We start from the raw sequence: 21,832 nt of genomic DNA on the forward strand, positions 1-21,832 counted from the left end.
TGAGATCCCGTCGCGGTTGGACGTGGCGCGGGTCGTGGTGACGCGTGAGGTCGTGCTGGAGAACGTGAACCCGACCATCGTCCCGCGGGACGCGCGGCGCTCCGCCTGACCGGCCACCGGTCGAAGCCTGACCGGCATCGTTTGAACGAAACGTTCAACACGCTACGTTGACAACTCTGGGTTCGGTACGGCATGGTCGAGGGCATGACGACACCGAGCGAGCCCGACCCGTTCGCCCCGCCGCAGGCCGGCGCGGCGCGCGCCGAGCGGGTGGCGACCGCGCTGTTCCGCATCGCCGAGCGGCACGCCGCCACCGACACCCACCGGCACCGGCAGGTCCACCCGCACGTACTCGCGCCGCACGAGGCGGTCCGGCTCGTCACGTACCTGCTCAGCGGCGCCGCCGAGGCGTACGAGGACGAGCCGGCGGTGGACCGGTCGGACGTCCTCGCCGCGCTCACGCTCGTACCGCGGGCGCGCGAGGAGCTGGAGGAGGTGGAGGCCGGGCTGATCGAGATGGCCCGCGGTCGCGGCATGACCTGGCAGGACATCGCGTTCGGGCTCGGCCTCGGTACTCCGCAGGCGGCCCGGCAGCGGCACGACCGCCTCACCGCCCGTACCGCGGGGGAGTCGGCGGCCGGGAGCTGAGTGCCTTACGTACCAACGCTTTCAGGCTCTGCCGCGGTCGGCCCGGTCGGCGGTGGCACGGTCGACACGGCACGTTGCGGAGACGCTGCGGCGCGGTCCGGCGCCAGGTGGTGCACCCACGCCGGCGGTACGTTGCCGACGACCAGCCCGCGCCCCACCTCGTACCGGCGGCGGATGCCGGCCAGCGTCGCCTCCACCTCCACCAGCCGGGTGTACTCCGGCGCGCCGGCGAGCAGCAGCCCGAGCCGGCGCAGCCCGACGTAGGAGAAGTACGAGAGAGTGGCGCCGGGGGTGAGGCGGTCGAGCAGTCCGGTGAGGATCGCGGTGACCTCGGTGGCGTGGAAGTTCGCGAACGGCAGCCCGCACACGATCCCGTCGTACGTGCCGGGGCCGAGGTCCTCGACGCGCGCCTCCGTCAGCCGCACCCGCCCGCCGTACGGCCGCAGGACCGGGTCGGCGCGCAGCCGTGCCGCGAACCGCGGGTTCGACTCGACGAGATCCAGCGTGTCGTCGGGGCCGAGCAGCGACGCCAGGTGCCGGCTCACCGCACCCGTCCCGGCGCCCACCTCCAGGTACCGCCGGGGTTCCCCGGACCCACCGGTACGCAGCGGGCGGGCCAGCGCGCGGGCCAGCCGCCGCCCGCTCGGTACGAGCGCGCCGGTGCTGCGGTGGGTACGGAAGCATTCGGTGACGAACAGCGTGTCGGGCATGGCGTCCACGCTCGCCGGCGCGGGCGGTGCCGCCATCGGCCGCTGGTCGCCGGGGCGTACCGGCGGAGGTCGGGGCACGGCATCGACTTTGGTCGGGGGTGCCCGGGTCGCGTCCCCGGCTAGGGTCGGCCGGTGGACATCCGGACGGCGGTACGCGGGCTCGTCGGCGGCGCCCGCTGGCCGTGGTGGTCGGAACTGCTGGTGCTCGGCGCCGTCCTCGCCATCAGCCTGAACTGGCACGCCGGCGTCGACAGCCGCATCCCCGGCCGGTACGCCGGGCTCGTCGTGACGGTCGTCGCCGTCGCCGCCCTCGCCGTACGCCGGCGGTGGCCGCTGCCGGTCGCCGTCCTGGCCCTCGCCGCGTACGGCACGGACGGGCTGTGGTGGCCGCTGCTGGTGGCGCTGCTCGCGGTCGCGGTGCGGTGCCATCCGGTGGTGTCGCTGGCGTTCGGGGTCGCGGCGACGCTGGCCGTCACGCTGCTGCCGGGCTGGCCGGACGCCAGCGGGCCGCCGCTCGTGCAGTTCTCGGTGGCGCCGCTGCTGCTGGCGCCGCTGGGTTTCGGGCTGGCGCTGCGCAACCGGCAGATGCTGGTCGCCTCGCTGGCCCGCGAGGTCACCGCGCTGCGTACGGAACGGGAGCTGCGCGCCGAACAGGCCCGGCTCGCCGAACGCGCCCGCATCGCCCGGGAGATGCACGACGTCGTCGCGCACCGGCTCAGCCTGCTGGCCCTCCACACCGGCGTACTCGCGCTGCGCGCCGACGACGTACCGCCGCCGGTGGCCGAGCGCCTCACCGTGATCCGCCGTACGTCCGCGCAGGCGCTCGACGAGCTGCGCGAACTGCTCGGCGCGCTGCGCGGCCCCGAGTCGCCGTGGCAACCCACCCCGACCGACCTCGACGCATTGTTCGCCGAGGCCCGCGCCGCCGGCACCGACCTGACCGTACGGGTCGCGCCGAGCGACGGGTTGCCCACCGCGGTCCGCCTCGCCGCGTACCGGATCGTGCAGGAGTGCCTGACGAACGCGCGGCGGCACGCGCCCGGCGCGCCGGTGTCGGTCGGGATGTCGCGCACCGACCGGGATCTCACGATCGCGGTCACCAACCCGGTGGAGTCCACAGTGGACACCGACCGCACCGGGTACGGGCTGGTCGGCCTGGCCGAACGGGTCGACGCGCTCGACGGCACCCTCGACGCCGGCCCGCACGGCGGCGAGTTCCGGGTCCGCGCCACGCTCCCGCTGCGCCCGGAGCCCACCCCGTGATCCGGGTACTCGTCGTCGACGACGACCCGCTCGTCCGCGCCGTACTGGTCGAGATGCTCGGTACGGACGACGAGTTCCGGGTGGTGGACGTGGCCGCCGACGGCGCCGCCGCGGTCGAGTCCGTCCGGCGGCACCCGGTCGACGTGGTCCTCATGGACATCCGGATGCCCGGCACCGACGGCGTCGCCGCCACCCGCGCCATCACCGCCCTGCCGTCGCCACCCGCCGTCGTCGTGCTCACCACCTTCGACCTTGACGAGTACGTCTACGGCGCGCTCGCCGCGGGCGCCGCCGGCTTCCTGCTCAAGGACACCGAACCCGCCGAGATCCTCCGCGCCGTACGGTTGACCGCCGGTGGCGCGGCGATGCTGTCCCCGTCCGTCACCCGTACGGTGATCGCCACGTTCCACCGGCCCGACACCGGACGCCGGCGCCTCGCCCGGGAACGGATCGCCACGCTCACCCCGCGCGAGCGCCAGGTACTCGCCGGCCTCGCCCACGGCGACTCCAACGCCCGGATCGCCGCCGACCTCGCCATGCGCGAGGCCACGGTCAAGGCACACGTCACCCGCATCCTCGCCGCGCTGCACGCCACCAACCGGGTACAGGCGGCGCTGACCGCACGCGACGCGGACCTGCCCTGAGCCGGGACACGCGAAAGCCCCGACCTGGTCGGTCGGGGCTTCGGTGTCTCGGGTGGGCGATACTGGGATCGAACCAGTGACCCCTCGCGTGTGAGGCGAGTGCTCTCCCGCTGAGCTAATCGCCCGGGACTGTGAGAACTGTACCCGACGCCGCACGCCGGGGCGCCGGGTGGGTCAGGTGTCGAGGTGCCGCCAGGCGGTCGCGGCCAGGTCTACGCCGAAGCTCAGCCGGACCGACGTCCACACCACCGCGCCGGTCAGCGCGACGCCCGCCGCACCCACCAGCGCCCGTACGGCCCAGCCCTGACGTACCAGCCACCGGGTCCAGCGGTGCAGCTGCCGGCGGGTGAAACGCAACAGATGCCGGGCCCACGCGTACTCCACGGCGAGGACGGCGAGGCCGCTGAGCACGATGAGCCAGCCGGGGCCGGGCAGCGGTACCAGAATCAGGCCGAGGACGACCAGCGCGGCGCCGAGCGCGCCGGTGGCGATCCGGAGGGTCAGCCGACCGCCGGGACGGGCGCGGATCCGGTCGAGCAGGCGCGGTCTCCCGTCCCTCGGTCGCTGCACGCCGCCCCCGTCGATCGGTCCTACCGGTCCACTCCACGGTACCCGGCGGCCGTACCGGCGCTGGGGTGTTTTGCCCCTCCTGTGGTGAGCCGTCCCCCGAGCTTGGGGAGGTTGTGGCGAACCCACGTATGCGGTGGCTCCGGACGGGGTATCACCTGAACAGAACGATGATCGGGACCGCCTCCGGGCGGCCCCGTCGGTGACCAGCGCGGAACGCGGCTCGTTCCGCCGAGCAGGCCAGGAGACGCCGATGCACCCGACGACCGTCGAAGTCGAAGCCTCACTCCAGCTTGTCGCGCCCGACTCGGTGACGCTCCCGGTACGCTCCAGCCTCCGTTACGACCCGACCGACCCGTACGCGGTGCACGTGCTGTTCCATCCGGACGGCGGGAGCGGCGACCCGGTGGGCTGGTCGTTCGCCCGCGATCTGCTCGTGTCCGGCCTGAACGAGGCCACCGGGATCGGCGACGTCCGGGTCTGGCCATGGTCGACACCGCACGGCGAGGTCGTCGCGCTCGCCCTGTCCTCCCCGGACGGGAACGCCCTGTTCGAGGTGCCGCGGGCGATCCTGGTGCGGTTCCTGCGCCGCACCTTCGCCGCCGTACCGACCGGCGAGGAGAGCCGCTACCTCGACGTCGACGCCGCCGTCGGGCGCCTGCTCGGCCCGACCCCGCGGCCGGAGTGACACCCGCACGACCCCGACCACGCCCGACATCCGGTACGCCCGGGTGCCGGGCGCGTCGCCGTCCGGGGTGCGGTCACTCCGCCGGCGCGGCGTACCGCTCGGCGGGGATGCCGAGGGAGTCGGCGAGGACGCGCCGGCCGCCGTCGGTGACGCGCAGTCCGCGCTGCCCGGTGCCCCGGCGTACGAGCCAGCCCTGGGACAGGAAGCGGTCGCAGATCGCCGCGCCGAGCGCCCCGGCCAGATGCGTACGCCGCTCCGTGAAGTCCAGGCACGGCCGCGCGAACGACCGGCGCGCCCCGCGGGCCCCGGCCACGTCGACGCCCAGCCCGGCCAGCAGGTCCGCCCCCGGATCCGTCAGCAGGTACCCGTCGCCGCCGGCGCGGATCGCGTCCCGCTCGACGAGAGTGTCGTGCACGGCGACCCCGATCCGCCCCGCCAGGTGGTCGTAGCAGGTACGGCCGGACGCGAGCGCCCGGTTGGCCCGCGACTGCCGCAGCGTACGGACCGGGCGGGGCGGGCTGATCAGCGCCAGCGCCTCCAACGCGTGCCCCACGTCGGGCGACGCTAGCCGGTGGTACCGGTGGCGGCCCTGCGCGACGACCTCGATCAGGCCGCCCTCGCGTAGCCGGGACAGGTGCTCGCTGGCGGTGGCGGGGGAGACGCCGGCGATGCGGGCGAGTTCGCCGGCGGCGAGCGCCCGCCCGGCGAGCAGCGCGTCGAGCATCGCCGCCCGCGCCGGCTCGCCGATCAGCCGCGCGACCGCCGCGGTGTCGACCTCGACCGGCCGCTCGGCCCCGTCGGCGGCCACCGGACGCGTGTCGTACGCCGGGCCTGGTGATGCGGTCATGCCCCGACGCTAGCCCGGCCACGGTTCGGCCGGCGCCGAAGTACCGGCGGCCTAGCCTCGCCGCGTGACCCGATACCTGACCGACGACGTACCCGACGACGAGGTCCCCGAGACCGACGACCGGGACGTCACGACCCTGATCCCCACCGCCGTCGACGAGGTACTCGCGACCGCCGAGACGTGGCTCGCGTGGGACGGCCGCCCCCGGTACTGCGACGGCAACGCCTGGACGCCGCACAAGGCGCTGCGCCGGGTGACCGACCACCTGGTCGACCATCTCGCCGAGATCGAGTGCCGGCTCGCCGGCGTAGCGACGCTGCCGGACCGGTGGCACGGCCGGAAGCTGACCCTGGACAGCGACGCCGCCCGCTTCACCGAGGCCGACCTCGACGAGGCCACCAGCCGGCTGCGACGGCTCGCCCTCTGCTACCGGGCGCGCCTCGCCACCCTCCCCGCCGACGTACTCGACGCTCCGTCGGACGCGTGGACCCTGCGCCAGGTCGTCCACCACGTCGCGAACGTCACCTACTACGCCCGGATGCTCGGCCCGCTCACGCCCTGACCCCGATCCATCGGTACCGACCGGTCCGCGCCCGTACGCTGTGCCGATGACGCGTATCGCCCGGTACCTGCTGGTCGGGCTGCTGGCCGTCGGGCTCGCCGCGTGCTCGGCACCGGACCGCCACCCCGCCGCGGATCCGGGGCCGGGCCGCACCGCCAGCCCGTCCCCGACCGGCCCGCCCACCGTCACCGTGGACTTCGCCGGCGACGTGCACTTCGCCGGCCGTACGGCAGGGCTGTTGAAGGATCCGGACACCGCGTTCGGCCCGGTGGCGCGCGAACTGTCCGCCGCCGACCTCAGCATCGTCAACCTGGAGACCGCCGTCACCACCCGCGGCACGCCCGAGCCCAAGCAGTTCCACTTCCGCGCGCCGCCGTCGGCGTTCCGGGCCGTGCACGCCGCCGGCGTCGACGTGGTCACCGCCGCCAACAACCACGCCCTCGACTACGGCCGCACCGGCCTCACCGACACCCTCCGGTACGCCCGCGCCGCCGGCGTACCGGTGATCGGGGCGGGCCGCAACGAGGCCGAGGCGTACCGGCCGTGGATCACGACCGTGCACGGCGTACGGGTGGCGTTCCTGGCGTTCAGCCAGATCACCGAGCTCGCCGACTCGTGGCGCGCGACCGCCGACCGGCCCGGGATCGCCGAGACGTTCGACACCTCCCGTGCCGTCGCCGCCGTACGCCAGGCCCGCCGCGAAGCCGACATCGTGCTCGTCTACCCGCACTGGGGCCAGGAAGGGAACCACTGCCCGATCGACGCGCAACGGCAGTTCGCGAAGGCGATGGCCGACGCCGGCGCCGACGCGGTCATCGGCACCCACGCCCACCTGCTGCTCGGCGCCGGTTACCTCGGCCACACGTACGTCGACTACGGGCTCGGCAACTTCCTCTGGTGGCGCGACGACGCCTTCAGCAACGACACCGGCGTCCTGCGCCTCACGTTCACCGGCCACCGGCTCACCGGCACCCGCTTCCGGCCCGCCGAGATCTCCCGTACGACCGGGCAACCCGTACCCGCCACCGGCGCCACCGCCCGCCGCATCAGCGGTACGGTGACCGGCCTGCGTACCTGCGCCGATCTGTCCGACTCGCCCCGGTGAACGGCGCATCGACCCCGGCGAATCGGTGACCGGACACCACGACCCCGCGTTTGGCCCTCCTCGCTCGATCGGATACAGTTTCACTCGCCGCCGGGGAAGGTTCACCGGCGACATGCGGACGTAGCGCAGCTGGTAGCGCATCACCTTGCCAAGGTGAGGGTCGCGGGTTCGAATCCCGTCGTCCGCTCGGATGCGGCGCCCGCGTGGCGTTCTCGTCCCTCATCTCCGGCTCGCCGGGGAACACCCGGTGGGGTGGCCGAGTGGCTTAGGCAAGGGCCTGCAAAGCCCTGTACGCGGGTTCGATTCCCGCTCCCACCTCGCGCGGTTAGCTCAGCGGGAGAGCGCTTCCCTGACACGGAAGAGGTCACAGGTTCAATCCCTGTACCGCGCACCAGCAGGACACCGGCCCGTTACCAGAACTGGTAGCGGGCCGGTGTCGTTTGGTATCTGGTGTCGCGTTGCGGGTTGTTACCGCGGGTCTCCGGTCTGCCAGGGGTAGCGGAACCGTTCGGGTCGGATGCCCCAGGCTTCGAGCGCGGCGGTGAGCCGAGCCTCGGCCGCGACGGTCGTGGTCCGGGCGAGTACCGCGCCGAGGTCGTAGTCGAAGCCGGCGATCTGGTCGGCGTCGTGGTCCCAGTGATCGAGGGTGAAGCGGCGGTCCCGGTCGGCTCGGGTCCAGCCATCCCGCCGTGCGTCGGAGTCGGCCGTGGTCGTCGCGGGCCGGATCTCGACGAACGCGCGTCTGGCCGGGCCGGACGCCGGGACCTCGGCCACCAGGCGCCGGCCGAGCCGTAGCGCGGTCAGCTTGTCGACGGGCCACCGCTTGTCGACGGGCCACCGTGCCGGGCTGCCGTCGCCGTCCATGCCGCCTCGCCTTCCCCGTACCTGTGCGCGAACGTACCAATGGCACGGGTGAAGCGGCGGAACGTCGTGGTCGTCGGGCACTTCCACGATCTGGCGGAGGGCGCGCGGTGAACTGGCGCGCCCAGGCCGCGTCAAGCGCCCGGCCCAACGCCCGGGTTTGCTTGTGGTGCAACGGAAGGGGGGCCGGCCCGACACTTGGGCCGGGCCGGATCCCGGTGGGTCAGGTGTCGAAGCCGAGCGTGGCGTACTCGTGGGCGCTGCGTTCGACGCAGAACTCGTTGCCTTCGGGGTCGGCGAAGACGACCCAGCCGCGGCCTTCCGGGGTACGCCGGTCGTGGAGGATCCGGCCGCCGAGCCGCTGTACGCGCTCGACCTCGGCGTTCATGCCGCGTTCGTCGGTGGGCTGGAGGTCGAGGTGGACGCGGTTCTTGGCGGCCCGGCCTTCCGGTACGCGGACGAACAGCATGCCGGGGCCGCCGGGGAGGTCGAGGACGGCTTCGGGGTCGCCGGGCTTGTCGTCGTCGCTCAGCGGTCGGCCGAGCAGGGCGCTCCAGAACAACCCCAGGTCGTACGGGTCACCGGAGCAGTCGATGGTGATGTGACGGATCGTGGGAAACATGGGCACTCCTGTTCGTGGGGTGCCTCCCGACGGCGTGCGCGGCCGGGAGACGCGTTCGTCCGGTCATGCGCCACACCTCCTCTCGTACGCCGGGCAGCGGTTCCGGTTTAGCCGCAACGGTTCTCGGCCGCAACCGATTTCGGCGACGGGGTACCCATCCGGCACGGGGCGGGGGAGCGACTGCGCGAGTACGACGATCGCGCGCAGTTCCTCTCCGCCCCGCGCCTGGATAGCGCTGTTGGACGGCGCTGCCCGGGGCCGCTGGCTCAGTCGCTCATGCACGGTTCCCTTGCGGGACAACGGGATCACGCGGTCGGGATCTGCTGGGTGGCGCAGTGGACGTTGCCGCCGCCGAGCAGCAGCTCACGGGTCTCCAGGCCCACCACGGTACGGTCCGGGAACAGTCGGGCGAGGAAGCCGCGCGCCTCGTCGTCGTACTCGGGGTCGAGGAGCGGCATGAACACGTGCCCGTTCGCCAGGTACGCGTTGCAGTACGAGGCGGCCAGCCGCACCGGCCCCGTCGGTACGCCGGCGACCGTGTCCACGCCGCGGATCTCGTCGTCCGTCGCGTACGCGGGTGCGGGCAGGCGCAGCTTCTCCACCCGGATCCGGCGCCCCCCGGCGTCCACCGCGCCACTCAACCGTTCGTACGCGGCGGCGCACCGTTCCGACTGCGGGTCGGCGGGATCGTCGGTCCAGGCCAGGCAGACCACGCCCGGCGCGGCGAAGAACGCGACGTTGTCCACGTGCCCGGTCGGGTCGTCGACGAGGCCGGATTCCAACCACAGCACCGTATCCACGCCGAGATGGTCGCGCAGCACGGCCTCCACCCGGGTTCGGCCGACGCCCGGGTTGCGGCGCGGATCCAGCAACGCCGCCTCCGTCACCAGGCACGTACCGGCCCCGTCGACGTGCAGCGCGCCGCCCTCGGCGACCAGCGGCGCGCGGTACCGCGGAGTGCCGGTGAGGTCGAGCATCTTGCGGCCGAACAGGTCGTCGTCCGCCCAGCAGGGATACTGCGCGCCGTACCCGTTGAAGCGGAAGTCGACGCCGCGCCGCCCGCCCCGCCCGTCCAGCACGTACGTGGGGGCGATGTCGCGCGCCCAGCCGAGCCACGTCGTCGCCTCCACGACCCGGATCCGCGCCGCGAGCCGGGACCGCGCATGCGGGTACTGCCCGCCCGACACGGTCACGGTGACGCGCTCCCCGGTCTCCGCGATCGCGTTCGCCAGTACGGCCAGGGCCCGTTGCGCGTGCCGCGCGCCGTCGCGCCAGGCGTACCCGTTCTCCGGCCAGACCAGCAGGCAACCGTCGTGCGGCGCCCACTCCGCCGGCATCGAGAACCCTTGCGCCGCAGGCGATCCCGGTGCCGTCACCGCGCACCGCCCAGAGCCGTACGCCGGCGGTACGCGAGCATCCAGCCGACCAGGACGGGCAGTACCGCGAACTCCACCACCGGCGAGACGCCCGCCGCCACCCGTACCGGCAGCGTGAACACCAGCACCATGCGGGCAGCGGCCTCCGCCACCAGGCCGGTGCCGAGCACCGCGGTCTGCACTCGGTGCCGCCGCATCCCGTCCGCGTCGACCGTCGCCCGGTGCACCCGGCGCGCCAGGTATGCCGTCGCCGGCGTCGCCGTCGCGCACGTCGCCAGGAACACCGCGCCGGCCAGCCCACTCGTCAACGGATCCCGTACCAGCAGCAGCCGCTCGTCCGCCGTCGCCACCGCCAGCCCGAACATCACCGCGTACATGCCGAGCATGAACGCCGCCAGCCCGTCGACCCGGCGGTCCAGCGCCACCGTCACCAGCAGCCAACCACCCGCCACCACCGTCGCCGCGAGCAGCGCCCGCCATGTCGGCACCCCCGCCAGGAACAGCCCGTAGTACGCCAGCGGCGAGATCCCGAGATCGAGCGCCAACCGCGCCAGCCGCCGTACTCCTCGCCCGGTCCTTCGCCGACCGTCCGGGCCGGATTCCTTGTCCGGCAAGGGTTCCGCATCCTGTGTCGGGCGTGCTGCGCTCGCTGCCCCCGACGAAGCAGATGCTGCGCCCGCTGTGCCGGGCGGTGCGGATGTGGTGCCGTGTCCGGGTGTCCCGTGACGGCCGCCGTCCTGGCGAGGTTCGGCCGCGGGAGTGCGGCCGGCTTCCGTTGCGGCGCCTCGGTGGTACGCCACCGGCGGCCCGGGAGTGGGTTCCCGGGTGTGCCGTTCGCGCGGGCCGGCCGTGCCCCGGTCGTACGGGATGGGGCGGTGATCGCCGAACGGGTCCTTCGGGTTCGAGGTGGCCCGGTGTCGGCTGACGGCGGCGTCCATGGCAACTCCTTTCTATCTCGACTGTGATACAACGAAAGCTATCACAGCTGTGATAGAAAGGTGGCATGCCGAGGAAGGTCGATGCGGACGAGCGCCGCCGCCACGTCGTCGAGGCCCTGTTCCGCGTGGCTGTACGGGACGGGTTGGCGCGCGCGTCCCTGCGTACGGTCGCGGACGAGGCGGGGCTGAACATCGGCTCGCTCCGGCACTACTTCGCCAGCCAGTCGGACCTCATGCGGTTCGCGATGCGCGCCATGCTGGAGCAGGTCGGCGAACGGATGCGGCACGGCCTGGCCGATCTCGCCGGGCAACGGGGCGCGCCTGCGGCGCAACGGATCCGTACCGCGGGGAAGTTGTTGGGGGAGCTGCTGCCGCTGGACGACGTACGGCGGGCCGAGGTCACCGTCTTCCTCGACTTCGCGGCGCTGGCCCGGACCCGGCCCGATCTGCACGATCTCGCCGACGAGGCGGCCCGGGGCAGCCGCACCGCGGTCCGCCGCATCCTCGCGTACGTGACGGGTCTGTCGCCGCGCGCCCGCGCCCTCGACGTGGAGACCGAACGCCTGCTGTCCCTGCTGGACGGCCTCGGCATCAACGCCGTCCTGCACCCCGACCTGGTCACCGCGGACGATGCGGTACGCGTGGTCGACGCCCACCTGCGCGCCCTCGCCCGGTGAAGCCGTGACCGGTCGGAACCGCTACCACGCAACGGACTCACGGCACTTCGCGGTCGGGTACGAAGCCGGGAACGCCTTGCCGTGCCGCGCCTCCGCTGGGGCTTCACCGATCGAGGGTCGTTACTGCGCAACGTATCCGCGGGAGTTCGCGGTCGGCTGCGAAGCCCTGAGCGCCCCGGCGTGCCGCCCCGCTGGGGCGCCATCGGTCGAGAACCGTTGCTGCGGAATGGATCCGCGGGTCAGGGTAAGGTGCGGAGCCAGGCGTGGATGGTGGCGTAGTCGTCGGGGGTGAGGCCGCGGGTGGGGTCGATCCGGTGCAGCAGCGCCGGTCCCGGGTGGTGCGCGGCGACCCGGCGGCGGTCGGCGGCGCCGATCTCGTCGTCGATCCAGGCGAACGCGCGGCCCGCCGCCCAGTCGACCAGCATGTCCGTTTTCCAGTGCCGCCCGCCGGTACCCGGGTCGTCGGACGGCCAGTGGACGACCGGCAGCGGCGGGAGGCCGAGCCTGGGCGCCACCTCGTCGTTCGCGTCGTCCAGCCAGCTGGTCGCCCACACCAGGGTGCAGCCGAGTGCCGCGAGCCGTGGCCCGTGCGCCGGGTCGATCCGGGCGAGCAGCGGGTTGGCGCCGGCCGGGCCGTACGTCGGATGCCTTGTGGTACCGCCGAACGGGATCAGCGGCCCGTCCACGTCGAGGAACAGCAGGGGCCGGGTCACACCGGGACGGTACCGGTGGACCTGTTGCGGTGGACGTGTGCGGGCGGTAGTGTTCGCCCGGCCGCGACCGGGCGGACCCATCGGTACGGAGGAGGTGTGCAGCAGATGCGCACGACTGCTGAGCTGTCGAACCCGATTTCGACGTTCGCCACCTCACGATGGAGTCACCTTGTCCGTTCGTCTTACCCCGCTGGTCGATCCTGAGCAGAGCGCGCTGAGCCACCGTCTCGCGTGGCTCGCGTCCGACGCCGACGGCGTACCCGTCGGATCCGCGTTCGTGCGGCTGTTCCTCGGGCCGAACCAGCGTCACCTGTCCGAGCTGGACCTCCAGGTCCACCCGTCCGCCCGCCGGCGCGGTACGGGCACGCTCCTGTTGCACGCCGCCGCGGACGCCGCGCGCGCCGACGGTCGGCGTTCCCTCGTCACGGAGGTCGACGAGGGTTCGCCGGGCGCGGAGTTCCTGTCGGCGCGCGGTTTCGCCGCGGTGCTGACCACGACGTACACCCGGTTGGCGTTGTCCGATGTGGACGTGCCGGCGCTCGCCGCGGCCGGCACCACCCCACATCCCGGCTACGAGCTGGTCTCCTGGGACGGTACGGTCCCGGACGGCTGGGCGGAGGAGTTCGCCCGGTCGCACCGCGCGATGGACGACATGCCGATGGGCGACATGGACCATGGCCACGTCGACTGGGACGTCGACCGGGTACGCAGCGCCGCGGAGGCGGTGGCGCGCCGCGGCGAGCTGCTGTACACGGTGGCGGTGGTGGACACCGCCGACGGTTCGATGGTCGGGTACAGCGAACTCGTCGTGCCGGGCGACGGCACGGGCGACGGCCAGCACTACGGCACCGGCGTACTCCCGGAGCACCGCGGGCACGGCCTCGCGTACTGGATGAAGGCGGCGACGATCGTCCGGGTCCGGGACAGGTACCCGGATCTGGCCGGTCTGTGCACCGACACCGCCGACGACAACGCGCCGATGCGCGCGGTCAACGACCGGCTGGGCTACGCGCCCACGCACCGGACCGTCCGGTACCAGCTCGATCTCGGCTGACGGCCGCTTCCCGACCCGCGCACCGGTCCGTCGACCGGTGCGCGGGTGTCCGCTGCTTCCGGAAAGGTAGGCCGAACCATGGATCGTGCCCGGATCTCCGACATCGCGCACGCCGACCACCCGATCAGGTCACCGCTCGACGACCGCAGCGTCGCGGCGCTGCTGGACCACGCCCTGCCGCGCGGTGACGAGCGAGTACTCGACCTCGGTTGTGGCGGCGCGGAGTGGCTGCTGCGCGCGCTGACCACCCGGCCCCGGGCGTACGCCGAGGGGGTGGACGTGTCGGCCGGCGCGCTGGCGCGGGCCCGGCGGTCGGCCGACGAGCGCGGCGTCGGCGACCGTCTCGTCCTGCACCGGCAGGACGCCGCCATTTTCGCCGCTGCCCGGCAGTACGACGTGGTGGTGTGCGTGGGGTCCACGCACGCGCTCGGCGGGCTGCTGCCGACCCTCGACGCCGCGCGCGGTCACCTGGCGCCCGGCGGCCGGATCCTCGTCGGCGACGGCTACTGGTCGGGCACCCCGACGCGCGAGGCGGTCGACATGCTCGGCGATCTCGCCGACCTGGCGACCACCGTGGAGCGGGTCGCTGCCGCCGGCTGGACGCCGCGGTACGGGCACGTCAGCACCCGCGCCGAACTCGACGCGTACGAGTGGGCGTGCTGGGGTTCGCTGGCCGCGTGGGCGCTGGACCACCCGGACGACCCGGACCGCGCCGACGCGCTGGCCACCGCGGCCGAGCGGCGTACCGAATGGTTGCGGGGCTACCGCGACGTGTTCGGCTTCGTCTCGCTCGTCCTCGGCCGTACGCCGGAGTGACGCGGTCGTTCCCCGTGGCCGGGGAACGGCGTCACCGCCGGAGCCGGTACACCTGGCGGGATCCGCCCTCCGGGCCCGGTTCGGCCGGTTCGGCGGGCTCGAAGCCGAGCCGCTCGTAGAACACGCGGGCACCGCTGGCCGTCGCACCCGGATGGTCGGCGCCGAACGTGACGACCTCGACGCTGCCCGGCCCGTCGACGTACCGGTCGAGCGCGTCGGCCAGCAGCGCCCGCCCCACCCCGCCACCGCGGGCCGACGCGTCCACCACCAACCAGTGCACCCGGTACGTCGGGGCGGCGCCGCCGAACAGCAGGCCACCGAGCAGCGGAGTACCGGGGGAGTCGGCGACGAGCGCGGCGGACCGTCCAATGTGGCGGGTCACGGCGGCGTGGAAGCCGGGATCGCCGACCATCGGGCCGAACCAGTGCTCGACCTGCGCGGCCAGAGCCAGGAACCCGGCGAGGTCCGCGGGTCGCGCCAGCCTGATCCGGACGTCCCCGTTCACCGTCCGCCGCCGGCGGTGATGAGGGCGTAGGCGAGGCCGGCGGAGCGTTCGGCGATCTCCTGCGGCGTACCCGGCCGGTCGTGGTCGAGCCACCAGGTGATCGTCTCCGCGAACATGCCGGAGAGTACGGCGGGGAGCAGGTCGTCCTGGCCGGGGAAGTGCGGTGCGACCATCTCGGCGAGCGACGACCGCATCCGCGCGGCGAACCAGGCGCTGCCCCGCCGACCGAGCAGCGCCCCGTACAGCCGGTGGTAGGCGTCGATGTGCTCGAAGAACGCCACCCAGCGCGCCATCGTGGGGCGCTCGTCGTCGCCGATCGTGCCGCGCACCTCGGCCATCGCCTCGTCGAACACCTGCTCCACCAACTGGTACTTGTCCCGGTACCCGCGGTAGAAGGCGGCGCGGCTGACCATCGCGCGTTCGGTGATCGCGCCGACGGTGACCTTGTCGAAGCCGCGTTCCTCGATCAGGTCGACCAGCGCCTCGCGCAACAGCCTCCGGGTGCGCCGCACTCGCAGATCCGACTGGGACACTCTCGGCTCCCTGTCTCGTTCGGGACGGTACGGCCGGACTGTGGCTTGGCGGGTCGCCGCCCGGCCGTGAGACTGGGCGGCGGACGCCCCGACCCGGCTGAGACAGACTGTCCCGCCCGGTCCGGCGTGTCAATTCCCACGACCGAGGAGCACACCCATGAAGGCCATCCAGGTACGCGAGGTCGGCGGCCCCGACGTCCTGCGCCCGGTGGACACCGACGCGCCCGAGGCCGGCCCCGGCGAGGTCGTCGTCGACGTCGAACTCGCCGGCGTCACGTACGCGGACACGATGCTGCGCGCCGGCCGCTACCCGTTCCCCCTGCCGTACGTGGCGGGGATGGAGGTGGGCGGCCGGGTCGCGTCCGTCGGCCCGGACGTCGACCCCGGACTGGTCGGGCGCCGCGTTGTCGCCACCACCGTCGACAACCGCGGCGGGTACGCCGAGCGGGCCCGCGCCGCCGCCACCGGCGCCTTCGCCGTACCGGACGGGCTGGCGCTGGACCACGCGATCGCCGTCTTCCAGTCCGGCGCGGTCGCCGCCGGCATCCTCGCCGCCCTCCCGGTACGCCCCGGCGAGACGGTGCTCGTCACCGCCGCCGCCGGCCGGATCGGTTCGCTGCTCGTACAACTGGCGCGGACGGCCGGGGCGCGGGTGATCGGCTCGTGCGGCCCGGCGAAGCTCGACGCGGCCCGCGACATCGGCGCGCACGTCGCCGTCGACCACACCCGTCCCGACTGGCCGGACGCGGTGCGCGCCGCCACCGACGGCCGCGGCGCCGACCTGGTACTCGACGCGATCGGCGGGGAGACCGGTTCCCGGGCGGTCGACGCCGCCGCGGACGCCGGCGGGCGGATCGGCCTGTACGGCTTCACCTCCGGTACGTGGACGCCGCTGGACGCGCACACCGTCGCCCGCCGCGGGATCAGCGTGTCCGGGCCGCTCGGCGTCGCGTTCGCCAAGCCGGCGGACGAGCAGCGCGCCGACGCCGAACGGGCGCTCGCCGCCGCGGCCGACGGCACCCTCGTACCGCGGATCCACGCGACGTATCCGCTGGTCGAGGCGGCCCGCGCGCACGCCGAACTCGACGCCCGGCGTACCGTCGGCGCGGTCGTGCTCGCGCCCTGAACGCCGCGGCCGGCGAGGTGACAGGGACTGTCTACTTATGTAGATTAAGTTCCATGGAGACGTTGCCCCGGATCGGCGCGGCCACCGCGGACGTGCTCGCCGTGCTGCTCGACGACCCGGGACCGCGCTGGGGCCTGGAGCTGATCAAACTGACCGGCCGCCCCTCCGGCACGATCTACCCGCTGCTCGACCGCCTCGAACGGGCCGGCTGGGTCGAGTCCAGCTGGGACGACGACACCACCCGCCGGGGCCCCCGCCGCCGCCTCTACACGCTCACGCCCGACGGTGCCGAAGCCGCCCGCGACGTCGTACGCCGGGCTCGGACCCGCGCCGTCCGCCCACCGTTCGCCCCGCCTCGTGGAGCCGGTGCGACCGGCTGAGCATGGCCGGGAAGGTGGAGTTCCCCGGGGAGTGATGGGAGCACACCCCGGGGAATGCGAACGCGACGCGACGCGTCCACCGCGCAATATTATGCCGTGCCGCGCCGGTACACGAGGGTGGGCCGGATGCTGGTCGTACTGCGCCGCAAGCGATCCCGCGTACGTCCCGGCGAATGCGGCCACAGTCCCACCGATCGTGTTCAGGCACCGCAGAGCCACGCACATCCACCCCGATCGGATCGCGGAACGGTCCCGCGGTGCCGGCCGGCGTCGCGCGGTTCGGAGCCGTCGTCGGCCACGGTCCGTCCACCGGCGGGGCGTGACCGGGTGGTCGCCGACGCAGGCCGGGTACCGCACGTTGTCACCATCCATCATGGACTGTCCACGTTGGACGGTGATTCGCTCCCGCCCTGCGGGTCGCGAACATGGTGGGCCAGCACGGCACCCGGTCGAGTCGCAGCGCCGGCCCACCCGTCCGGTACGAGGCGGTCGGCGCGTGGCCTGCGCCGGCTCGCCGGGTACGCGGGGGAGTTCGGGGCGGGCGTGCACCTGCCGCGGATCGGGTGCGGGCTGGCGGGCGGCCGGTGGGACCGGATCGAGCCGCTGGTCGCGGCCGAGCTGACCGACCGCGGCATCCCGGTCACCGTCTACGACACCGGCTGACGGCGGGCGTCACGGCAGCGCGGTCGGGGGTACGCCGGCGCGCAGTGCCTCGGCGGCGGCGAGTACCGGAGCGCGGAGGTCGTCGCCGAGGGCGGGGTCGAGTACGTCGAGCACGGCCCGTACGGGGGCGGCGCCGGTGGCGGCGGTGACCAGGTCGGCGGCGCGCGGGTCGGTGGGGCGGCGGCCGGCCTCGACGGTCTCGACGACGTCGGCGCACCAGCCGGCGACGATCAGCGGGGCGACCGCGGCGCGGCCGGTCAGCGCGCGCAGGGTGGGCAGGACGCGTTCGGCGAGCTTGGCGGTACCGTCGACGGCGATCTGGTCGAGCCGGTGGTCGATCGCTGGGTTGGCGAACCGTACGAGCATCCCGGCGACGAAGCCCTCGGCGTCCACAGTGGATGGTGGAAGGGCCGGTACCGCCTCGGTACGCAGGAACCGGTCGAGCAGGCTGGCGAGACCGTCGTGCCCGACCGCGTCGGCGACGGTCCGCGCCCCGACCCGCCGCCCCAGGTACGCCAGCAGCGTGTGCGCGGCGTTGAGCAGCCGCAGCTTCGCCCGCTCGTACGGGCGGGTGTCGGGGACGAGCAGCGCGCCGGCGGTGGCCCAGTCGGGTCGGGCGGCGGCGAAGTCGTCCTCGATCACCCACTGCCGGTACGGTTCGGTCACCACGGCCGCGTCGTCGCGGTGGCCGGTGAGGGCAGCGACGCGGCGGCGGTCGCCGTCGGTGGTGGCCGGGGTGATGCGGTCGACGACGGTGCGGGGGCAGCGCACCGCGGCGTGTACCCAGTCGGCGAAGGCGGTGTCGCCGGTGCGCTCGGCGAGCCCGTCGACGGCGGCGCGCAGCACGTGCCCGTTGTCGGCGAGGTTGTCGCAGCTGACCAGGGTGACGGGCGCGCCGTGCCGCCGGTACCGGTCGCGCAGCCCGGCGACGAGCAACCCCACCGCGGTACGGAACGGGCCGGTGCCGGTGAGGTCGGCGGCGAGGTCGGCGGGCAGCGGGTCGGCCAGGCGTCGGGTGTGCGGGTCGATCCGGTAGCCCTTCTCGGTGATGGTGGTGGTGACGACGGTGGCGGCCGGGTCGGCGAGCGCGGCGAGTACCGGTGCGGGGTCGTCGGCGGCACAGTACGCGGTGTCGACGAGGGTGCGCGGGACGGCGCGGTCACCGTCGGCGCCGCGTACGAGGATGGTGTAGGTGTGGTGCTGGCGGGCGAGCGCGGCGACCACGTCGCGGGAGCGGGGCGCGACGCCGGTGACGGCCCAGCCGCCCGCGTCGGCCGTGTGGTCGAACACGTGCGCGCGGGCGAACGCGCCGAGCCCGAGGTGCACGATCCGGTGCGGTTGAGCCATCTCAGCCCACCACCTCGACGGTACCGGTGAGCCGGGCGCGTTCGGCGGCGAACACCGCCAGGTGCGAGTTGAGCGACTCCTCGGCGCCGCTGCGCAGGCCGCTCGCGTCGCCGGTGGCCACCGCGCGCACCATCGCGGCCATCAGCGCGTCGTCGCCGCCACCGTGCCCGCCGCCGGCCGTGGCGTCGCCGGTGGTCGCCGCGTCGATCTCGCGCCACGCCTCGGTACGGAAGTCGTACACGCGGACGGTGTCGCCGTCGCAGCTGAGTTCGCCGGCGGTGCCGAAGATGCGAGTACGGCGGTGCGTGGACTCGGTGAACCCGGTCATGGTGAACGCGGCCGACACCCCGCCGGCGAACTCCATCGCCACCACCTGGTGGTCCACGACGTCGTTGCCGCAGGCGTACACGCAGCGGCCGTACGGGCCGTCGCGGAGGGCGGCGGCGACGCTGGCACGGGTCGGTTCCGGGGTGAGTACGGTGAGCGGCCAGCCCGTGGATCCGCGGTCCAGGTACCGGCCGTAGATGCGGGGCGCGGAGTAGGCGCAGTCCGGTTCGACGGCGCAGTCGGTGCAGCGGTCGGCGGCACCGGCCGGCTGGTTCGCGCGGGTGAAGTGGGTCAGCCCGCCGAAGCTCGACACCCGCGCGATCGGTTGCCCCACAACGTACTGGAGCCAGTCGACGTCGTGGCAGGACTTCGCGAGCAGCATCGGGCTGGACTCCGCGCTGTTGCCCCAGTTGCCCCGCACGAACGAGTGCGCCTGGTGCCAGTACCCGACAGGTTCGAGGTGCTGCACGCTGACCACCCGGCCGATTGCGCCGCTGTCCAGCACCGCCCGCAGCGTCTCCGTGTACGGCGTGTACCGCAGCACGTGGCAGACGGCGAACAGCACGCCGGCCTCGCGTACCGCGGAGACGATCTCGCGGGTCTCCCGCTCGGTCGGCGCGATCGGCTTCTCCAGCAGGATGTGGTATCCCCGCGCGGCGAACGCGAGCGTCGGGTCGCGGTGCTGCGAGTCCTGCGTGGCGACCACGACGAGGTCCGCGATCCGTTGCGCCGCAACGATCTCCCGCCAGTCGGTGTACCGGCGGTCGGTGGGGACGCCGTGCGCGTCGGCGATCGCCTCGCGGTACGCCGGGCGCGGGTCGGCGACGGCGACGACCCGGGCCTGGTCGGGATGCCGCGCGATCCAGTCGGCGTACGTGCCGCCGCGTCCGCCGCAGCCCAGGATCGCGACGCGTACCGGTGTGGTCATGCCTCAGCCCTTCACGGCACCGACGAGGATGCCCTTGGCGAAATGTCGTTGCAGGAACGGGTACAGCGCCGCGATCGGTACCAGTGCCACCACGAGCGTCGCCATCTGGAGCGACTGCTGCGGCGGCGGTACGACACCGGCGATGTGCGCGCTGTCCACGCCGATCGTCGTGCCGTCCACCACGTACGTGCGGAGGACCAGTTGCAGCGGCCAGCGCGCCGAGTCGTTGATGTACAGCAGCGCGGAGATGTAGTTGTTCCAGTAGGCGACGGCGTAGAACAGGCCGACGACGGCGATCACCGCCTTCGACAGCGGGAGTACGACCCGGCGCAGCAGCTGCCACTCGCCGGCCCCGTCGATGCGCGCCGCGTCCAGCAGTTCCTGCGGCAGGTCGAGGAAGAACGACCGCATCACGATCACGTTGAACCCGTTGATGAGCGCCGGCACGATGAGCGACCAGTACGAGTTGAGCAGGCCGAGCTGCTTGACCACCAGGTAGCTGGGGATCATGCCGGGCGCGAACAGCACCGTGAACAGGACGGTCAGCAGCAGCGGCCGGTGCGCGAAGCTGCCCGGCCGCGACAGCCCGTACGCCAGCAGCGTCGTGCAGACCAGGCTGAGCGCGGTGCCGACCGCGGTGACGCCGATCGAGACGAGCAGCGCCCGCGTCACCATCCCGCCCGCGAAGATCGCCCGGTACGCGTCGAGCGACGGGTGGTCCGGCCACAGCACGAGACCGCCGGCCCGGGTGACCTGCCGGTCGTCGGCCAGGCTGGTCGAGATCACCCCGACGAACGGCAGAACGACCACGCCGCAGGCGATCAGCAGCACGAGACCCTTCAACCCCCGCACCGGTACGCTCGCCGGGGTGCGGCCGGTGGTGTGCGCCGCGGGCCGGGACCGGCGGCCGGCGGCGCGGGTGATGGCGGCGCTCACGACTCGTACACCCCCCGCTCGCCGAACAGGTGCGCCAGCTTGTTGGCGCCGAGTACGAGACCCACTCCGATGACTCCCTTCACCAGGCCGACGGCGGCGGAGACGCCCCAGTTCCCGGCGATGACGCCGTTGTTGTAGACGTACGTGTCGAGTACCTCGGACGCGTCGGTACCGACGGCGGGTTGCTGGATGAGGATCTGCTCGAACCCGACCGTCAGCACGTCGCCGAGCTTGAGGATCAGCAGCAGGACGATCACGCCGCGCAGCGCCGGCAGCGTGATGTGCCAGAGCTGGCGGGCGCGCCCGGCGCCGTCGACCGCGGCCGCCTCGTACAGGGAGATGTCGACGCGGGAGAGGGCGGCGAGGAACAGGATCGTGCCCCAGCCGGTGTCCTTCCAGATCACCTGCGAGGTGACGAGTTCCTTGAACAGGTCGGGATTGCCGATGATCGGCAGCTCCATGCCCTTGCTGCGCAGCCACACGTTCAGCAGGCCGGTGGAGCCGAGCATCTGCTGGAAGATCGCCACCACGATCACCCACGACATGAAGTGCGGCAGGTACAGCACGGACTGCACGACGCGCTTGATCCGTTCGGACAGCAGCGAGTTGAGCAGCAGCGCCAGCGCGATCGGTACCGGGAAGACGAAGGCCACCTGGAGGAACGCGATGACGAGCGTGTTCACGACCGCGGTCAGGAACGCCGGGTCGCCGGTGACGATGATCCGGAAGTTGTCCAGCCCGACCCACGGCGACGCCAGGATCCCCAGGTACGGCTGGTAGTCCTTGAACGCGATGACGTTCGCGAGCAGCGGCACGTAGTGGAACAGGAGTACCACGGCGATGCCGGGCAGGGTGAACAGCAACAGCAGCCGGTCCCGCCGGAACCGCGCCCACCGTCCCTTCGGCCGTTCGGGTACGGCGGCCGGGTCGGTCTCGCCGGTGTCGGCCGGTGCCGGCGGCGCGTGCAGCACCATGGTTCGTCCCTTCGGGTCTCGG

25 protein-coding genes and 4 tRNA genes are annotated in these 21,832 nt (G+C 73.5%); 14 read left to right on the top strand and 15 right to left on the bottom strand.

What is annotated here, in order from left to right; translation table 11 throughout:
• Positions 1-204 precede the first annotated feature (204 nt).
• Complete coding sequence (locus tag Aru02nite_RS08175) at positions 205-648, top strand: DNA-binding protein (protein WP_203656266.1); 444 nt, start codon at positions 205-207, stop codon at positions 646-648.
• A gap of 5 nt (positions 649-653) precedes the next feature.
• Here Aru02nite_RS08175 and Aru02nite_RS08180 read toward each other — a convergent pair whose 3' ends face one another.
• On the bottom strand, positions 654-1,436 hold the full coding sequence (locus Aru02nite_RS08180) for a class I SAM-dependent methyltransferase (RefSeq protein ID WP_203656268.1): 783 nt from the start codon (positions 1,434-1,436) through the stop codon (positions 654-656).
• A 54-nt stretch (positions 1,437-1,490) separates the two neighbouring features.
• Here Aru02nite_RS08180 and Aru02nite_RS08185 point away from each other — a divergent pair, with 54 nt between their 5' ends.
• Positions 1,491-2,621 (top strand): sensor histidine kinase, encoded by a 1,131-nt coding sequence (locus tag Aru02nite_RS08185; RefSeq protein WP_203656271.1) that lies wholly within the window; start codon positions 1,491-1,493, stop codon positions 2,619-2,621.
• On the top strand, positions 2,618-3,265 hold the full coding sequence (locus Aru02nite_RS08190) for a response regulator (protein WP_203656273.1): 648 nt from the start codon (positions 2,618-2,620) through the stop codon (positions 3,263-3,265). Before Aru02nite_RS08185 ends, Aru02nite_RS08190 begins: the two co-directional genes overlap by 4 nt.
• A gap of 53 nt (positions 3,266-3,318) precedes the next feature.
• On the opposite strand, the gene Aru02nite_RS08195 is transcribed toward Aru02nite_RS08190, so the two are convergent.
• Positions 3,319-3,390 (bottom strand) — tRNA-Val (locus Aru02nite_RS08195).
• A 49-nt stretch (positions 3,391-3,439) separates the two neighbouring features.
• Positions 3,440-3,835 carry a TIGR02611 family protein gene (locus Aru02nite_RS08200; RefSeq protein ID WP_239076518.1) on the bottom strand — a complete coding sequence of 132 codons (396 nt, stop codon included), beginning with the start codon at positions 3,833-3,835 and terminating at the stop codon, positions 3,440-3,442.
• Positions 3,836-4,085: 250 nt separating this feature from the next.
• Here Aru02nite_RS08200 and Aru02nite_RS08205 point away from each other — a divergent pair, with 250 nt between their 5' ends.
• A complete protein-coding gene (locus Aru02nite_RS08205) occupies positions 4,086-4,520 on the top strand; it encodes an SsgA family sporulation/cell division regulator (protein ID WP_203656275.1) in 435 nt (144 codons plus the stop codon).
• 73 nt (positions 4,521-4,593) lie between these two features.
• Here the strand turns inward: Aru02nite_RS08205 and Aru02nite_RS08210 are convergent, their stop codons facing one another.
• On the bottom strand, positions 4,594-5,367 hold the full coding sequence (locus Aru02nite_RS08210) for a helix-turn-helix domain-containing protein (RefSeq protein ID WP_203656277.1): 774 nt from the start codon (positions 5,365-5,367) through the stop codon (positions 4,594-4,596).
• A 64-nt stretch (positions 5,368-5,431) separates the two neighbouring features.
• Between Aru02nite_RS08210 and Aru02nite_RS08215 the strand changes: the two genes are divergently transcribed.
• The 5 genes from Aru02nite_RS08215 (at position 5,432) to Aru02nite_RS08235 (ending at position 7,428) form a co-directional block, all read left to right on the top strand.
• Positions 5,432-5,929 (top strand): DinB family protein, encoded by a 498-nt coding sequence (locus Aru02nite_RS08215; protein ID WP_239076519.1) that lies wholly within the window; start codon positions 5,432-5,434, stop codon positions 5,927-5,929.
• 46 nt (positions 5,930-5,975) lie between these two features.
• Complete coding sequence (locus tag Aru02nite_RS08220) at positions 5,976-7,034, top strand: CapA family protein (protein WP_239076521.1); 1,059 nt, start codon at positions 5,976-5,978, stop codon at positions 7,032-7,034.
• A gap of 114 nt (positions 7,035-7,148) precedes the next feature.
• Positions 7,149-7,221, top strand: a tRNA-Gly gene (locus Aru02nite_RS08225).
• 59 nt (positions 7,222-7,280) lie between these two features.
• Positions 7,281-7,352 (top strand) — tRNA-Cys (locus Aru02nite_RS08230).
• 1 nt (position 7,353) lies between these two features.
• Positions 7,354-7,428, top strand: a tRNA-Val gene (locus Aru02nite_RS08235).
• 74 nt (positions 7,429-7,502) lie between these two features.
• On the opposite strand, the gene Aru02nite_RS08240 is transcribed toward Aru02nite_RS08235, so the two are convergent.
• The 4 genes from Aru02nite_RS08240 to Aru02nite_RS08255 all read right to left on the bottom strand — a co-directional run bounded on the left by Aru02nite_RS08240 (position 7,503) and on the right by Aru02nite_RS08255 (position 10,507).
• Complete coding sequence (locus tag Aru02nite_RS08240) at positions 7,503-7,898, bottom strand: hypothetical protein (RefSeq protein WP_203656279.1); 396 nt, start codon at positions 7,896-7,898, stop codon at positions 7,503-7,505.
• Positions 7,899-8,118: 220 nt separating this feature from the next.
• Entirely contained in the window at positions 8,119-8,517 is a 399-nt protein-coding gene (locus Aru02nite_RS08245) for a VOC family protein (protein WP_203656281.1), read from the bottom strand.
• A gap of 305 nt (positions 8,518-8,822) precedes the next feature.
• Positions 8,823-9,854: an agmatine deiminase family protein gene (locus Aru02nite_RS08250; RefSeq protein ID WP_203656286.1), complete on the bottom strand. Its 1,032-nt coding sequence runs from the start codon at positions 9,852-9,854 to the stop codon at positions 8,823-8,825.
• A 35-nt stretch (positions 9,855-9,889) separates the two neighbouring features.
• Positions 9,890-10,507: a VC0807 family protein gene (locus Aru02nite_RS08255; RefSeq protein WP_203656287.1), complete on the bottom strand. Its 618-nt coding sequence runs from the start codon at positions 10,505-10,507 to the stop codon at positions 9,890-9,892.
• A 389-nt stretch (positions 10,508-10,896) separates the two neighbouring features.
• Here Aru02nite_RS08255 and Aru02nite_RS08260 point away from each other — a divergent pair, with 389 nt between their 5' ends.
• On the top strand, positions 10,897-11,508 hold the full coding sequence (locus tag Aru02nite_RS08260) for a TetR/AcrR family transcriptional regulator (RefSeq protein ID WP_203656289.1): 612 nt from the start codon (positions 10,897-10,899) through the stop codon (positions 11,506-11,508).
• 239 nt (positions 11,509-11,747) lie between these two features.
• Here Aru02nite_RS08260 and Aru02nite_RS08265 read toward each other — a convergent pair whose 3' ends face one another.
• Entirely contained in the window at positions 11,748-12,209 is a 462-nt protein-coding gene (locus Aru02nite_RS08265; RefSeq protein WP_308446257.1) for an HAD domain-containing protein, read from the bottom strand.
• Between the two features lie 181 nt (positions 12,210-12,390).
• On the opposite strand from Aru02nite_RS08265, the gene Aru02nite_RS08270 reads away from it, so the two are divergent.
• Together Aru02nite_RS08270 and Aru02nite_RS08275 are read left to right on the top strand one after the other, a co-directional pair.
• Positions 12,391-13,275 carry a GNAT family N-acetyltransferase gene (locus Aru02nite_RS08270; RefSeq protein WP_203656303.1) on the top strand — a complete coding sequence of 295 codons (885 nt, stop codon included), beginning with the start codon at positions 12,391-12,393 and terminating at the stop codon, positions 13,273-13,275.
• A 78-nt stretch (positions 13,276-13,353) separates the two neighbouring features.
• Positions 13,354-14,091, top strand: coding sequence for an SAM-dependent methyltransferase (locus Aru02nite_RS08275; RefSeq protein WP_203656305.1), 738 nt, complete (start codon positions 13,354-13,356; stop codon positions 14,089-14,091).
• 31 nt (positions 14,092-14,122) lie between these two features.
• Here the strand turns inward: Aru02nite_RS08275 and Aru02nite_RS08280 are convergent, their stop codons facing one another.
• The gene (locus tag Aru02nite_RS08280; protein ID WP_203656306.1) at positions 14,123-14,596 is read right to left on the bottom strand and encodes a GNAT family N-acetyltransferase; all 474 of its coding nucleotides are present in this window, start codon (positions 14,594-14,596) and stop codon (positions 14,123-14,125) included.
• Positions 14,593-15,129: a TetR/AcrR family transcriptional regulator gene (locus tag Aru02nite_RS08285; protein ID WP_203656308.1), complete on the bottom strand. Its 537-nt coding sequence runs from the start codon at positions 15,127-15,129 to the stop codon at positions 14,593-14,595. Before Aru02nite_RS08285 ends, Aru02nite_RS08280 begins: the two co-directional genes overlap by 4 nt.
• A gap of 157 nt (positions 15,130-15,286) precedes the next feature.
• Here Aru02nite_RS08285 and Aru02nite_RS08290 point away from each other — a divergent pair, with 157 nt between their 5' ends.
• Both Aru02nite_RS08290 and Aru02nite_RS08295 read left to right on the top strand, forming a co-directional pair.
• Positions 15,287-16,255 carry a zinc-binding dehydrogenase gene (locus Aru02nite_RS08290; protein WP_203656310.1) on the top strand — a complete coding sequence of 323 codons (969 nt, stop codon included), beginning with the start codon at positions 15,287-15,289 and terminating at the stop codon, positions 16,253-16,255.
• A 53-nt stretch (positions 16,256-16,308) separates the two neighbouring features.
• Positions 16,309-16,635, top strand: coding sequence for a PadR family transcriptional regulator (locus Aru02nite_RS08295; protein WP_203656312.1), 327 nt, complete (start codon positions 16,309-16,311; stop codon positions 16,633-16,635).
• Between the two features lie 672 nt (positions 16,636-17,307).
• Here the strand turns inward: Aru02nite_RS08295 and Aru02nite_RS08300 are convergent.
• The 4 genes from Aru02nite_RS08300 to Aru02nite_RS08315 are packed head-to-tail and all read right to left on the bottom strand — an operon-like array spanning position 17,308 to position 21,810.
• Positions 17,308-18,645 (bottom strand): mannitol dehydrogenase family protein, encoded by a 1,338-nt coding sequence (locus tag Aru02nite_RS08300; protein ID WP_203656314.1) that lies wholly within the window; start codon positions 18,643-18,645, stop codon positions 17,308-17,310.
• A 1-nt stretch (position 18,646) separates the two neighbouring features.
• Positions 18,647-19,900 (bottom strand): Gfo/Idh/MocA family protein, encoded by a 1,254-nt coding sequence (locus tag Aru02nite_RS08305; protein ID WP_203656315.1) that lies wholly within the window; start codon positions 19,898-19,900, stop codon positions 18,647-18,649.
• A 3-nt stretch (positions 19,901-19,903) separates the two neighbouring features.
• On the bottom strand, positions 19,904-20,836 hold the full coding sequence (locus Aru02nite_RS08310) for a carbohydrate ABC transporter permease (RefSeq protein WP_239076526.1): 933 nt from the start codon (positions 20,834-20,836) through the stop codon (positions 19,904-19,906).
• Positions 20,833-21,810 (bottom strand): ABC transporter permease, encoded by a 978-nt coding sequence (locus Aru02nite_RS08315; protein WP_203656316.1) that lies wholly within the window; start codon positions 21,808-21,810, stop codon positions 20,833-20,835. The genes Aru02nite_RS08310 and Aru02nite_RS08315 overlap by 4 nt, the downstream gene beginning before the upstream one ends.
• Positions 21,811-21,832: the final 22 nt, after the last annotated feature.

Source organism: Actinocatenispora rupis (assembly GCF_016861975.1).
GTDB classification, from domain to species: domain Bacteria; phylum Actinomycetota; class Actinomycetes; order Mycobacteriales; family Micromonosporaceae; genus Actinocatenispora; species Actinocatenispora rupis.